Annotated in this window: 8 protein-coding genes, 1 pseudogene and 1 riboswitch; of the genes and pseudogenes, 4 read left to right on the top strand and 5 right to left on the bottom strand. The window is 44.5% G+C overall.

Features of this window, described 5'->3' with window-relative positions; all coding sequences use genetic code 11:
- Window position 1: 1 nt before the first annotated feature.
- The 4 genes and pseudogenes from AC5JQI_RS11075 (at window position 2) to rlmA (ending at window position 10,140) form a co-directional block, all read left to right on the top strand.
- Window positions 2-2,476, top strand: coding sequence for a pentapeptide repeat-containing protein (locus AC5JQI_RS11075; protein ID WP_493912197.1), 2,475 nt, complete (start codon window positions 2-4; stop codon window positions 2,474-2,476).
- A 64-nt stretch (window positions 2,477-2,540) separates the two neighbouring features.
- Complete coding sequence (locus tag AC5JQI_RS11070) at window positions 2,541-7,667, top strand: SDR family NAD(P)-dependent oxidoreductase (protein ID WP_493912196.1); 5,127 nt, start codon at window positions 2,541-2,543, stop codon at window positions 7,665-7,667.
- 229 nt (window positions 7,668-7,896) lie between these two features.
- A pseudogene (locus AC5JQI_RS11065) lies at window positions 7,897-8,760 on the top strand (IS481 family transposase); the annotation flags it as partial.
- 564 nt (window positions 8,761-9,324) lie between these two features.
- Window positions 9,325-10,140 (top strand): 23S rRNA (guanine(745)-N(1))-methyltransferase, encoded by an 816-nt coding sequence (rlmA, locus tag AC5JQI_RS11060; RefSeq protein ID WP_493912195.1) that lies wholly within the window; start codon window positions 9,325-9,327, stop codon window positions 10,138-10,140.
- Window positions 10,141-10,255: 115 nt separating this feature from the next.
- Here the strand turns inward: rlmA and mntP are convergent, their stop codons facing one another.
- The 5 genes from mntP to manX form a co-directional block, all read right to left on the bottom strand.
- A complete protein-coding gene (gene mntP, locus AC5JQI_RS11055) occupies window positions 10,256-10,840 on the bottom strand; it encodes a manganese efflux pump MntP (RefSeq protein ID WP_493912194.1) in 585 nt (194 codons plus the stop codon).
- A gap of 143 nt (window positions 10,841-10,983) precedes the next feature.
- Window positions 10,984-11,122: riboswitch (yybP-ykoY riboswitch) on the bottom strand.
- A gap of 75 nt (window positions 11,123-11,197) precedes the next feature.
- Window positions 11,198-11,656, bottom strand: a complete 459-nt coding sequence (locus tag AC5JQI_RS11050; RefSeq protein ID WP_493912193.1) for a DUF986 family protein — start codon at window positions 11,654-11,656, stop codon at window positions 11,198-11,200.
- A gap of 107 nt (window positions 11,657-11,763) precedes the next feature.
- On the bottom strand, window positions 11,764-12,612 hold the full coding sequence (locus tag AC5JQI_RS11045) for a PTS mannose transporter subunit IID (protein WP_443089538.1): 849 nt from the start codon (window positions 12,610-12,612) through the stop codon (window positions 11,764-11,766).
- A 13-nt stretch (window positions 12,613-12,625) separates the two neighbouring features.
- A complete protein-coding gene (locus AC5JQI_RS11040) occupies window positions 12,626-13,426 on the bottom strand; it encodes a PTS mannose/fructose/sorbose transporter subunit IIC (protein ID WP_237386896.1) in 801 nt (266 codons plus the stop codon).
- 82 nt (window positions 13,427-13,508) lie between these two features.
- Window positions 13,509-14,474 (bottom strand): PTS mannose transporter subunit IIAB, encoded by a 966-nt coding sequence (gene manX, locus AC5JQI_RS11035; protein ID WP_493912192.1) that lies wholly within the window; start codon window positions 14,472-14,474, stop codon window positions 13,509-13,511.
- Window positions 14,475-14,664 lie beyond the last annotated feature (190 nt).

Here is a 14,664-nt window from a genome sequence, read left to right as displayed (position 1 = left end):
CATGAGCGAATCCAGATCTTTTGCTGGCAAATGGCAATTTGCAGCGGCTTCTGGCCAACTGATTACTGTTCAGGCGGATGGTACGCTTGGGCTGTCAGCCAAGCAATCAGGGGCGATTAATCAAATGATTAATGCTTATGGCGTTACTGGCTTTTGGTTACAGGCGGGCAATGGTCGATATTTGGCTGCGAGCGGTAATACTCCTCAAGCTAATCAACCGCGCGATGGTACGGTTGCTGAGATCCGGTTGGAAGAAGTAGGAGGATCTGGATTTCGCCTGCGCCGTATCAGTAATAGTGGTGACAGCTATTTGGTGGCGCAACAATCTGGGCTGATTTGGCAGGCAGTCACTAGCAGTCCGCCTCTGTCAGCCCAATTTACTCGTACCATAGTGACAAACAGCCTGGAATATCTTAAAGACTGGGGAGCAATGGGAGCCGATCTGCGTTTTGCCTATCTCGCCGGAGAGAATTTGAATGAAATGGTGATGATGGCTGTCGATTTGTCCAATGCCGATCTGCGTGGTTCGACATTGCTTGGCGCTGATTTAACTAATATCAAAGTTGATGATTGCAATTTGAGTGGTTGTGATTTAAGTAAGACTGATCTAACGCATGTTCATGGTAAAAATGCGCTTTTTGAAAAGTGTATCGTGGGTAGCGATACCAATATGCCTGATGCTGAGCTGCCAAATGCCATTTTTCGCGGCTGTAAAAGCAGTGGCGGTCAACCGGTATTGAATCGTCTAAAAGCGCCGGGGGCGGATTTCTCTGGTGCGTTGTTACCTTCGGTGATAATGGAGAATGCTGATTTATCGCAGGCGAATCTGGTCAATGTTGATCTAAACGGTGCCAGTCTGGCTTCCTGCAACTTTACCGGGGCGATCATGACGCTGGTAAATTTACAAAATACCACTTTGCAGACTTCGAATTTTAGTCAAGCCACGTTAGTAGGGACGGATTTTACTGGGGCGAATATCAATCATGTTAATTTCAGTAGCGCTAATCTGACCAACGCCCGGTTATCGTTAACCACCGGTTATAGTCAGCTTAACCTTAGCGACAGTACCTTATTAGCAACGGTGCTGACAGGGATGGATCTGGTTGATGCCACGATTACCGCCAAAACTGATTTTACTCAGGCGCAGATGGATGGGGTTAATCTGAGCGGTCAAAAGTTGGATCAAGTCATATTCCTGATGGCGTCGATGCAGAAAGTAAATCTGGATAATACGTCACTTAATGGTGCCATTCTGGTCGGTGCCAATCTGGCTGGTGCCACTGTCTTGGGGAATGTCTCCTTAGTAGGGGCGAATTTGTCCAATGCGAGTCTGAAGAATGTTAATTTAACTGGCGCTCAATTTGGCGCTTTATCCACAGTGACACATTTGGATGGAGCTGATGCTCAATCGTTGGATCATCAGCAACTGCCCGAACAATTATGTCAAATGCTGTATCAGGGAAAGATGTTGATCAACGGTCAGGCAGAGGTGTTGGTTCGTCAGCCGGGCCAAAACTGGTTGGTTGAACATGAGGGTAGACCGTTATTTATTCACTATCAGAACGGGCAATTAAACGTTGCTCAAGATAATGGTGGTAATGCGGCAATTCTTGCCAACACATTTATGCCTAATGCTATCCTGACGGGCGCTAATCTGTATGCGGTTGATATGTCCGGCGCGCATTGGTACGGCAGCGATGCCAGAGCTGATAACGCCAATCTGGAACAAGTCAATTTGTCGAATGCTAATTTAGCGACAATGAATTTCACTCAGGCACGGTTATATGGTGCAAATTTGGCCTATGCTAATCTGGTGAATACCAACTTCAGCAAGGCAATGTTGGAACCAACTCAAGGTCTTAAACCGGCATCTCTGGCCTTTGCTTCAATTCAGGGCACTATCTTTACTGAAGCTAAATTGACCGGCGCTAATCTGACTAATGGCGCGGTAGCTTTGCCGCTTGAGGGCGCAGGTAAGAAGTTTACCGGCGTTCCCTTGTTCAGTGCGGCGCTTGAGCTGATGAGTTCATTAGATAGTGGCGTGATATCAATGGGATTGCGTCAGGTATTTACTGATAACGGCTATAGCCTGCTGCCTAATGCTAAAATCAGCGAAAAACAAAATGATCAATATTGGGTTATCTCCAACCAGCCGCAGAACACCGATCTGAGTTACCGAGGATATTGTGGCTTTATTGTGATTCGGGTGAGCGAGGTCGGCAATAACCATCTGCAAGTTTGTGGTGGATCGCCATTACGTATCATCCGCATTGCGGCTGACAATACATTACAACCGGTTAATGTCGCTTTTGGGGTGACAATTGATATCACTCAGGCGATGGATGGTGCCACCACCTGCCCAAGTGGTTTGCGTTATCAGTTACTCAATACGGGTATTAGTTATCAATCATTGATGACACCGGGATTGCCCCCTCATCCACCGAAATGTATTCCTAGCCCAACGACTTGGTGTTGATAAGTAAGAACAATGATCTGGCAAACGACTAATCGGAGTAAAGAATACCACTATGGATATCAATATGATGAGAAACGAAAATATGCCGATTGCTGTTATCGGCATGGGTTGCCGTTTTCCGGGGGGTATTAGCTCCCCAGAGGAATTCTGGCAGCTGTTATGTGGTTCAAGTGACGCGATTACCCCAGTTCCCCCTGAACGTTGGTCAACTCAGGCTTATAGTGCCCGGGATCGCAATTTGCCAGGGAGAATGGTAGCGCGAGAAGGCGGATTTATCGCTGATGTTGCTGTTTTTGATGCGGCGGTGTTTGATATCAGTAATACAGAAGCGCCTTTTCTCGATCCACAGCATCGTCTGATGTTGCAGGTGACATGGGAAACGCTGGAACGGGCGAGAATAGCGCCAAAGTCGTTGGCGGGTCAGGCGGTTGGTGTTTATATCGGCGCTTTCACTCATGATTATATGCACTTGCAATTTACTGATTTGCGTCAGACTACCGGTTATACCTCAACCGGTGCGATGGGAACCATGTTGTCGAATCGGATATCCCATATGTTTGATTTTCGAGGTCCGTCTCTGACTATTGATAGCGCCTGTTCATCGTCCCTGTTGGCGGTACATTTGGCTTGTGAAAGTTTGCGGCGCGGAGAATCACAACTGGCGCTAGCGGGTGGCAGCCAGTTAATGCTGATGCCTGATTTTTCCGTAGTGGAAAGTCGTACCGGTTTTTTATCACTCACCAACCGCTGTCATAGCTTTTCGGCTAATGCTGATGGTTATGTGCGTAGTGAAGGGGTAGGCGCTGTTTTGCTGAAACCGTTAAACGCAGCTTTACAGGATGGCGATCCTGTTCTGGCGGTAATCCACGGTTCGGCAGCAAATCAAGATGGTCATACTCCCACGATTACCCAGCCAAGTAGTGCGGCACAACAACGAGTAATTCGGATGGCCTGTGCTCAGGCGGGGATTTCTCCAGCAGAGATTGATTATATTGAAGCTCATGGTACTGGGACCGCGGTAGGCGATCCGATAGAAGCAGAAGCACTGGGGCTGGTGTGTCGGCCAGATCCAATAGATCGCCCATTATTAATTGGCGCGTGTAAATCGGTGATTGGTCATACGGAAGCCGCAGCAGGTATTGCTGGATTAATTAAAGCGGTATTGTGTTTACAACGAGGGCAAGTGCCGGGCAATTTACATGCCGATCCCCCTAACCGCTACATTCGTTTTACTGAATTGGGATTGCAAGTTCCACAGCAGTTAACCCTATTGCCTGAAGGAAAAGTGATAGCTGGGGTGAATTCCTTTGGTTTTGGCGGAACGAATGTTCATGTGGTACTAAGTAATCATGCAGAATCCTCCGCACAACTTCGGACGACGCAAGGGCAAGCTTTCATGCTGCCATTGTCTGCGCAGTCTGAGTTTTCTCTGAAGCAACAAGCGCAGTGCATTGCTGATTTGCTGCAACGGCAGCCGGAGATTGCCCTTGATGATTTATGTTATAGCCTGGCGACGACTCGTCACCGCTTTCCGTTACGTAAGGGGGTAGCATTCAGTAACCGAGAACAGTTACAGCAGCAGTTGACTAATCTGAATGTGTCGTCGAAGCAGAATCATAAAAAAATTGATCGTCTGGCTTGGATATTTGCGGGTATTGGCAGTGAAGATTGGAAAGATTCTATAGCCTGGTTTCAGCAATTTCCTGAGTTTACTGAACAATTCGAGCGTTGTGAGGCAATTTGGACAGGATTTTCTGCACCTTCCTTATATGCGGCATTGATCTCTGCCGATGAATTGACAGAACCGCCAATGCAGTTTGCCGTGCAGATATCAATGGCTGCGCAGTTGCAGAAGTGGGGATTCAAACCAGCAGCATTACTTGGTCATAGTTCCGGTGAAATGGCGGCTTGTTATCTGGCGGGAATTTATGATCTGACGCAGGCGCTGACACTGTTACATCAGCGTTATCATTATCTGGAACGTGTGTTGAATAAAGGCGGCGGATTATTAATCGTAGCAGCGACAGTTGAGCAGATATTACCTCATTTGTCAGCTCCAGGTGCCGAGCCTGCCGTGGTGATAGCTGGGCGTAATAGTATCGACCGTTGCTTATTGTCCGGGCCTATAAGTGAATTAACCGCGGTTGCTGAGCGCTTAAAGCAGCAGCGTATCGCCAGTAGTTGGCTCAATTATAGAATTGCTTCTCATTCCCATTATATAGAGTCAATCAGGGCTGGGTTGACTGCGGATGCAGCAACCGTTCCCGCGGCAGAACCTTTGTTGCCAGTGTTTTCATCAGTCACTGGGGAGTTGATTAATGGGAAGTTGAGTCCCGAGCATTGGGCTGACAATGTCGTCTCGCTATTCCATTTTGACGATGCGGTAGAAAACATGCTCAAAGCGGGTTTCCACCATTTTCTGGAAATTTCACCTAAATCCCTACTGAGTGCAGGATTAAAGGATTGGAGCCAGCCTTATCGAGGACAGGTGTTTGCTTGTCGCTCAGGGCAAAACTGGCCACAACTGTTAGGACAGCTGTTTGAAGCTGGGGTTGAACCGGACTGGCGGACTCTGATGCCTACCGCTTGCCCAATTGATCTACCCACTTACTTCTGGCATCAGCAATCTTATTGGTATGAGCCAGAGATTAGCCGTCGCCGCCGATTACGTATATTGAGTGGTGTATTATTGGGCGAAGCTCAGCCGGGCAGCGAGAGTTGGCAAGCTGAGTTGGCTGTAGAACAAGTGCCTTGGTTACTCGATCATGTTGTCATGGGAAATGCAATGTTTCCGGCTGCGGGCTATATTGAAATCATGTTGGCGGCGGCTCGTATCTGTTTTCCTGACGTTGGATTAGCGCTTGATAATATTGTGTTGCAATCGGCTTTACTGCTAGAGCCAGGCATAGAATTCAGGTTAAAGACACAGCTAGATCGCCAGCGAATGGAAGTGCAAGTACACATTACCCGTAATCTGGATGAGAGTGTACATTACCAACTTGCAGCCAGTGCACAGGTGAACATCGTTGTACCGGGTGCTACTGCTTGTGCTATTCCTCCATTAGCGGTAAATGATCGCTATCCTTGCATGTGGAACCAAGAGATGTTGTATCAGGCATTTCAACATCTGCATTTCAGTTATAGTGGTGTTTTTTGTACTCTGCGCCATGCGTTTGTTGGTAAAGAAGAAACAATCTGTGAGATTGAATTACCACCTGCACCGGAGGGAATGAATTTTCACCCAGCGGCTTTGGATGGCATCTTCCAATCATTGTTGGCGATTCAGTCTGCTGATATTCACGCGCCAATTCCTGCCAACGAGTTCCGTATCCCGGTCAGTATTCAGCATTTGCGTATCAATGGTAAATTGTCAGGTCGGGTTCATGCCCATGCCCGAAATACTAAGCAGACACAACAACAATGGCTTGGTGATATTGACGTCTATACTGATAGCGGTATGTTGCTTTGTCAGATCAGCGGGTTTTGCGTTCAGCTTGTTGGTAATAGAAAAAACAGCTTGTCTGCCAAACTGCACAATCTGGTTGTCGGCCAACCACAGTGGCGTAAACTGCCCGCTCAGCCATCAACAGAGTCTGTAACGCAATGGGCTATCCTTGGGGGTGAAAACGCTCTGGCAGAAGAGTTAGTTGATGAGTTGCAACGCCGTGGTGGGTGTGCCTCGTTGTATTCTGGTCTGTCTGACAGTTATCAGAAAACTCAAGAGTTAGTTGATACTCTTCCTGTTGAAACCGAAAGGATCCTGATCCTCTGGCCGTTGCAGGCTCCGCGGATGGCTTATCATTCGTTGATCCATTTGTGTGCGGCGCTGGCCGAACGGTCGATAAAACCACGTTTGTGGATAGTGACTCAATGTGCTCATCAAATCACTGAGCAGGATCAGCCCGATCCATTTGCCGCCGCATTATGGGGAATGATGCGCGTTATTGGTCAACAGGAAGCAACTGCATTATGGGGTGGATTACTGGATATTGACAGTACCACGGCTCCAGCCAAATGGTGGGACGCGCTATTGATAGATGATGGCGAGGATCAATTAGCTCTGCGCCATGATCAGCGTTATGTGCTACGCCTTGTGCCATTACCCGAAATACCCGCGCTACCACCAGTGCGTTTTCGTCCAGATGGCTGCTATCTGCTGACTGGTGCTTTTGGTGATATGGGGCGTCAATTGATCCCCTGGATGGTACAGCATGGTGCTCGACATTTGTTATTGATTGGGCGTCGTCGTGCCCTTGATACGGCTGATCAAGAGTTATTGAAAATTCTGCATCAACAAGGGATCGAGGCTAATTATCTGCCGATTGATCTCGGTGATGTGGAAATGACCAACATTGGTTTGGCTGAGTATCGACAACAAGCCAGCCAGCCGCTGCGTGGGGTGATTCATTGCGCTGCGCATGTTGAAGATCAGGGATATCGTGAACTCAGCCCCGAGGCGTTTGATAGAGTATTTGCCGCTAAAGCATTAGCTGCCTGGACATTGCATCAAGCGTTGGCTGATGCACCTTTAGAGCATTTTGTTATGTTTTCCTCGTTGGGGGCATTATTGGCTTTACCGGGTATGGCATCTTACGCAGCGGCTAACGCTATGTTGGATAGTCTGGCCTGTTTACGGCGTCAGCAAGGTTTACCTGCGTTAAGCCTTAATTGGGGGCCATGGGAAGCGGGGATCGCTTTGCGGGATAGTCGAACGCTTCCAATACTGGAAAATAGTGGCTTACAGCCATTTGGCTCAGAGGAAGGATTAACTGTTTTAGAACGCTTGTTTGCTCGGATTGAGCCGCAACTGGTGCCGTTCTTGACGAATTGGTCAAATTTACTGTCCAGCCAGATGCGTCACCTACCGCTATTGCGTGATATTCAGCAAGAAAATGTGGTTCAGACTTTACCCATAGAAGCGGCGCTTGCAGTGAGTGATCTAGACGATGTCGTTAGCTTGCTACAAACCTTTTGTGGTGAGATTGTTGGGACGTCAACAGAAGTATTCCATCCCGATCTACCTTTGACTAACAACGGTATTGATTCATTGAATGGTTTAATGTTGGTACAAAAAATCAACAAACAATTACGTTTGGATATTCCGCTGGAATTGTTGTTAAGTGATAAGCCGCTGGCTGAACTTGCATCATTGATTACATATCGATTGCAAGTTAAGGCAATTGCGAAGTAGGAATAACCTTCGAATTGTTTAAGAACAGCCAATTCAGAGATACGTAGTTACGATTTAGTTTCAATAGGAAACTTATCGGACTAGGGGATTAGTGCCCATTCCCTCGGTGTTCACACTGCTGACATGTATTAGTTCAGACTAGATCTGACACTTCGGTTTGAAAAGAAGAGAGTTACCGACTTTGATTAAAGGTGATGAACCCATAATCAAAGACTAAGAGGTCACTCTCATGCTTTATACTAGCAATCCCATCATCAAACACAAGGCGGGTCTGCTTAATCTCGCTGAAGAACTCAATAATGTCTCAAGAGCGTGTAAAGTGATGGGTGTATCCAGAGATACGTTTTATCGTTATCAGGAACTCGTTGAAACAGGCGGGATTGACGCGTTAATCAACCAAAGCAGAAAAACCCCTAATCTCAAAAACCGGGTGGATGAGGAGACAGAACGCGCCGTTGTCAACTCTGCCATCGAATTCCCGGCATATGGGCAGGCCAGAACGAGTAATGAACTCAGAAAGGCAGGCATCTTCGTGTCTGCCAGTGGCGTCCGTTCTATCTGGCTCAGACACCATCTTGAAAACTTCAAAAAGCGTTTGGCGGCACTTGAAAAGAAAGTGGCTGACGAAGGGATTATCCTGACTGATGAGCAGGTCACCGCGCTCGAACGTAAGCGGCACGATGACGAAGCCTGTGGCGAAATTGAAACCGCCCATCCTGGCTATTTAGGGTCGCAAGATACCTTTTATGTCGGTAATCTCAAAGGCGTGGGACGCCTGTACCAACAAACTTTCGTCGATACTTACAGTAAAGTGGCCTTTGCAAAACTCTATACGAGTAAAACACCGATTACCGCAGCCGATTTGCTGAATGACCATGTCCTTCCCTTCTTCACTGCTCACCGACTGCCGATGTTACGTATTCTGACGGACAGGGGCACTGAATATTGTGGACGGGTTGAACACCACGATTATCAACTGTATCTGGCGGTTAATGATATTGACCATACCAAGACAAAGGCGATGTCACCACAAACCAAGGGTATCTGCGAACGGTTTCACAAGACCATCTTGAACGAGTTTTACCAAGTGACATTGTTTATTACTATTTCTGTCTGTGCAGTAATGATAGGCCTGTTATTGCTTCCATTCTTGCAAGCTCAGTTTCCTAGACAAGGATTACAACACTAATGCAATAAAATGGGAATAGGTAATCTAATAGATAATATCTGTACTATTATCTGTATTTAAAGTAATTTTTTGTAGTGGATTGTTTATACCCAATGGATTTCAAGATGCGTCGCGGTGGCAACGGAGCGACAAATTCGTCGGGAACGAATTTGCCCAGCCAGAGGTTGGCCTCTGGTGAGAGGCAGGAGCCTCTCATTAATCTCCGGGAGTATAGATAACCGTATATTTGCAAAAACGATGACTGGGGTGAATGAGCGCAGCCAACTAAAGAGGCAACTTGAAAAACGAAGGGTATATATTAAGAAATAAGGTGTCTATTACTCCATTTGTTAATCAAATGTTATTGTATGATAACCAAAAACACTAAATTTAGTAAAACAGGGGCATAGAACACATGGGATCAAAAAAACATGGATCCAAAAACATGATATAGTACACCCTGATTTTTTCCTATCCCATCGGAATGTTATGTCTTACCAATGTCCTTTATGTCATTTACCATTACTGTTTGCTCACCGTCAATGGCGCTGCGAAAACAACCACCAGTTTGATTGCGCAAAAGAAGGGTATGTTAATTTACTGCCTGTTCAGCATAAGCGCTCGAAAGAGCCGGGTGATAGTATAGAGATGATGCAGGCGAGAAGGGCATTTTTGCATTCTGGTCATTATCGTGCATTACAACAAAAATCTATTGCTCTACTTAATGAGTATCTACCGGAAAATGCGGAAATATTACTGGATATTGGTTGTGGTGAAGGTTATTACACGGCTGCAGTACAGGAACAGTTAAATTTTCATCGAAATCTGGTGGTGTATGGATTAGATGTGGCAAAAGTTGCCGTTCGTTATGGTGCTAAACGGTATCCCAATGTTAATTTCTGTGTGGCATCCAGTCATCGCCTGCCATTTGCTGGTAACTCCTTGGATGGTGTTTTACGGATTTATGCTCCCTGTAAAGCAACAGAATTAGCTCGTGTTGTGAAACAGCATGGGATCGTTCTGACGGTGACACCAGGCTCACGTCATTTGTATCAATTGAAAGAATTGATTTATCAGGAAGTACATCTGCATCCCGATAATTGTGAACAATGGGATGGATTCGAATTAATTTCTACAGAAACATTAGCTTATGAAATGTCATTGAATGGCGAACAAGCCCATGATTTATTGCAGATGACTCCATTAGCTTGGCGGGCATCAGAAGAAGTTAAAACGCATTTGATGTTGAAAAAGCAATTTAATTGTGAAGCAGATTTTACGTTGAAGATGTATCGACGTATTTGATAGTAGTAATCTTGTAATTAGATTATTAAACAATAAATCTGGAGTAGATTAATTATGGCTTACTCCAGAGTGGGATAGAAATTATGAACCTCTCCAGGTTTATTGGGTGATAAAATTATTGTGCATACATAAATAGTTCGAGATGCTCAAATAATATATTGAAACCTATAATAATTAATACCAATCCACCCATTAATTCAGCTCTTTTACCCAACAGAGGGCCAATGTAGCGGCCGATTAATATTCCTAGCGTAGCCATGACCATTGTCATTAGTCCGATCGCCATTGCGGTATGTAAAATATTTACTTGCAGAAAGGCAAGGCCGACACCAATTGCCATAGCATCCAGACTGGTAGCAATAGCAGTGAGAACTAATGTTACCGAGCTATGTCGCTGAGGAGAGGTTTTCTGAGGAACATCTGGCTCATTCCTGAAACTCTCGATAATCATCCGACAGCCAAGAAGAAATAATAATGAAAAGGCAATCCAGTGATCCCATTCCATAATATATTGGCTGGCATATAATCCTAATGACCAACCGATTAGTGGGGTGCAGGCTTCAACCAAACCAAAGATAATGCCTGTACGAATGGCTTCCCGAAAATGTGGGCGGTGAAGAGTAGCGCCTTTGCTTACTGCAGCAGCAAAAGCATCCATAGAAAGTGCCAGTGCGAGAATAAGTGTAGCATATAAATTCATCAAAACAGCCTCGGTTGGGTGATTCCATATACACATAACTCACCCCCAACCTAATGGTGTTGTTATGTGTCTATGGTCTTGCCAACCGATTTAGAGCCTCTATATCTATATCCGTTGTCTTTCAGGTTACAGCTTTGTTAGCTACGCTGTAATTAGAAATTTATTGGATATACATTAATTAGACTCTTCAGGTATTCGTACCACGTTTTATTTTAAAACGAGTATGTTGATACGAATTTTCCAGAAATTTTCTGGAACAGGCTACTCCCCAATGACTGAAATGGACTCTACCATATCCAGAGTGAAAGGCAAAAAATATTTGTTATATTTCTAATATGAAATTGATAATAGTTATCATTATCTTTTGCTTATGAGAAATTGATAGATTCTCTCTAAATCATCCAGTTTTATTACGGAGATATATATTTTATGATGTTCTAAATCCATCATAAGAATACCATCTTCAGATAAATTCATTGCTTTGATATTTTCATATGAAAAAAAACGATTGGCATGGTAAAAGCCGTATTTTTTGAAAAGTAATTTTGGTGAGCGAATATAACCCAGATATAATGTTATCAAAATGATAAATGATAACAAATAGGTCGTGAACTGACTGCCGTGTGACGAAATGTTATTATAAATAATAATTGCAATTAAAATAATAAAAATTAATGCATCAGTTCGCTGCTTTCTTTTCAATTTTATATTTAACAGCGTTTTTCCTTTGAGCTGGATGATAATAAATTCATCATAAATCGCAAAAGCGAGCATTAACACAATTAAAATTAATAAGATGAAATCATTCAAACTCATTTTTAATCCCTATTTTCATAGTAGATGGATGTTTTATCATACTTTTGTTGTAATAGTTGGGGAGAAAAAACCTCCCCAATTATTTGAGTTATGCTGGAAAATCAGATTTAGCCGAGGAAACCAAAACGGAAACCAACAATTCCAAGGATGAAAAAGCCTACGATTATCCAGAGAGGGTTGACTTTCTTACGCAACAACCACATGCAACCGAATGTGAGCAATAATGGCATCAAGCCGGGCATTAATTGATCCAAAATAGTTTGAACTGTAGTCACTTTCATTTCGCCTGTGATTGGATCAGGGACTTCAGAAACTACCAGCGGGATATTTACCTTGGTCCATTTATTGACTAAGGCTCCCATGACAAACAGGCCGAGAATTGACGCTCCTTCTGTCATTTTTTGCAAGAAGCCACCACCCATATCCTTAACGATATCCAATCCTTTTTTATAGCCATATGCCACACCAAAGTAACGGGTGAGTAATCGCACTAAATTAAACAAGATGAAAAACATGATAGGTCCCATAGGGCTACCACTCATGGCGATTCCAGCACCAAGGGCAGCAAATACTGGGCGTACTGTTCCCCAGAATATTGGATCGCCGACACCTGCTAAAGGACCCATTAAACCAACTTTGATACCGTTGATTGCTCCGTCATCAATGTCGGCTCCGTTGGCACGTTGTTCTTCCATTGCCATCGTGACACCGAGAATAGGTGCTGCAACATAAGGATGAGTATTAAAGAACTCCATATGTCGTTTCAGTGCCTGTTTTCTTTCTTCTGTATTTTCAGGATACAGGCGGCGAATGGCTGGTATCATTGAGAAACAGAAACCAAGCGCCTGCATACGTTCAAAGTTCCATGATCCTTGGAATAGGTTGGAGCGGAGGAAAACACCACGGATATCACTTTGTGTCAGTTTTTTCTGACCGATCTTTGTTGTCTCTGACATGTTGTTCATCCTCTTAATCTAATTCGTTATCAAGGTTGTTTGAGGTATTGCCAGCAGTAGCGGCTGTCTGTGATTGGTTGTATTTAGGGCTAAGCTGGATATACAGAATTGCCATAACGATACCAATGACACCTAATGCAACAAGGTTGAAGTCGGTGAAAGCGGCAGTTACGAAGCCAAGGTAGAAGAATGGCATCAGATAACCTGCGCGCATCATGTTAATCACCATTGCATAACCAACAACCACGATCATGCCACCAGCGATATTTAGGCCGCTGGTAACAACTTGTGGAATGGAGTTCAACATGTGCTGAACTTCTGAAGTTCCTACAGAGATAGCAACAATCAGTGCAGGGATGGCAATTCGCATAGCTTGTAGCATCAGGGCTGCAATATGAATGGCACTGATTGCACGAAGATTACCGTTTTCTGCCGCCTTATCCGCTGCATGCTGGAAACCAACGGTTAGGGTACGGACGATAATGGTCAGAACCTGACCGGCAGCAGCCAGAGGGATAGCCAGAGCGATGCCCGCGCCAACGTCTTGTCCGCCAGCGATAACCAGAATGGTTGAAATGATAGAAGCCAATGCAGCATCGGGTGCGATTGCGGCGCCGATATTCATCCAGCCAAGCGCAATCATTTCCAGTGTACCACCAATGATGATGCCGGTTTTCATATCACCAAGTACCAAACCGATGAATGTACAAGCAACTAATGGACGGTGAAATTGAAATTCATCAAGAATGGAACCCATACCTGCGATACAGGCAACGATGAATATCAACACAAGCTGAACAACGGTAATTTCCATTGTTTTTCTCCTGTAACCAAATTGTAATTTGGTAAGAATTTTGTTATTGAGTAATGGTTAGTAAAAAATAGTATCTGTTTTTTTAAGCTTTTTTGAGTAGATCCATCATATTCAGACGAGTATCGCTGGCGACTTTGCGAGCTTCAAGTTCTATGCCACGAGAATTTAGTTTTCCGAAGGCTTCAATATCAGAATTGTCAACGGAAATAGCATTGTTAATCTGGGTTTTTCCTTGGCGGAAAGCCATGCCACCGATATTCACAGATTCGAGAGTAACTCCACCTTCTACAATACGCAGAACATCTGTTGGATTGGTGAACAACAACATGACCCGTTCACCCGCATATTTAGGGTTGTTGTAAACGCGAACGCATTTAGCAACGTCTACAACGTGCGCACTGACACCAGGAGGTGCAACTTGTTTTAATAGAGTAGAACGCACGGTATCTTGAGCAACTTCATCACTGACTACAATAATGCGTCTGACATTAGTTTCTTTCGTCCAACGAGTAGCAACTTGGCCGTGTATAAGGCGATCATCTATACGTGCAAGGGCTATCTTCATATGGCCGCCCGCAGAAGGGGCTGATATAGGTGCGGTGGCAGGTGTTGCTGGTTTGAGTGGTTCTGGTTTTGTCGGTTCTTCGTCTTGTTCCGTTTTCAGGGCGAGGATACCTTCTTTGCCTGCTTCTAATGCGACTGAAACCAGTTCTTCCATGGATGGATCATCGTCACGACACATAAAGGCTTCAACCAGCATCGGGACGTTTACACCAGTAATAATCTCGTAGTTATCTTTGTCAACTGCGATACGGTTTGCAGCATTGAATGGGCTACCACCCCAAGTATCAACGAAAAACAAAACCCCTTGATTTATATCAAGTAATTCCAGTTTTTTGTTGTACTTATCAAATAATGTATCAGCATTTTCACCGGGTACGAAGTCGATGTAAGAAACGTTCTCTTGTTTCCCAATCAACATTTCTGCGGTATAAAGCAATTGTTCTGCCGCAGCCCCATGTGTGCCAATAATAATGGCTATACTCACTTGTTTTCCCCTTTTTATAACAATTGAATTCAGGCTTACTGCAAGATCATGCTCAATATTTCTAATGTATTGCATCTCTTATCAATAAATATGATAGTTGCAAACATAAAGTCTTATCGAGAATCTATCTCAATATTTCATTCCTTATGGTTTGATATTTCGTTACATAAGAAAATATGTCGTTAGATTA

Source organism: Xenorhabdus sp. XBWT (genome assembly GCF_059072735.1).
Note: the sequence above shows the minus strand (reverse complement) of the source record. Positions and strands in the feature narration are given on the sequence as shown.

Coding starts and splice junctions, on each gene's coding strand:
- AC5JQI_RS11075 (WP_493912197.1), top strand. CDS start 2: ATGAGCGAATCCAGATCTTTTGCTGGCAAATGGCAATTTGCAGCGGCT.
- AC5JQI_RS11070 (WP_493912196.1), top strand. CDS start 2,541: ATGATGAGAAACGAAAATATGCCGATTGCTGTTATCGGCATGGGTTGC.
- rlmA (WP_493912195.1), top strand. CDS start 9,325: ATGTCTTACCAATGTCCTTTATGTCATTTACCATTACTGTTTGCTCAC.
- mntP (WP_493912194.1), bottom strand. CDS start 10,840: ATGAATTTATATGCTACACTTATTCTCGCACTGGCACTTTCTATGGAT.
- AC5JQI_RS11050 (WP_493912193.1), bottom strand. CDS start 11,656: ATGAGTTTGAATGATTTCATCTTATTAATTTTAATTGTGTTAATGCTC.
- AC5JQI_RS11045 (WP_443089538.1), bottom strand. CDS start 12,612: ATGTCAGAGACAACAAAGATCGGTCAGAAAAAACTGACACAAAGTGAT.
- AC5JQI_RS11040 (WP_237386896.1), bottom strand. CDS start 13,426: ATGGAAATTACCGTTGTTCAGCTTGTGTTGATATTCATCGTTGCCTGT.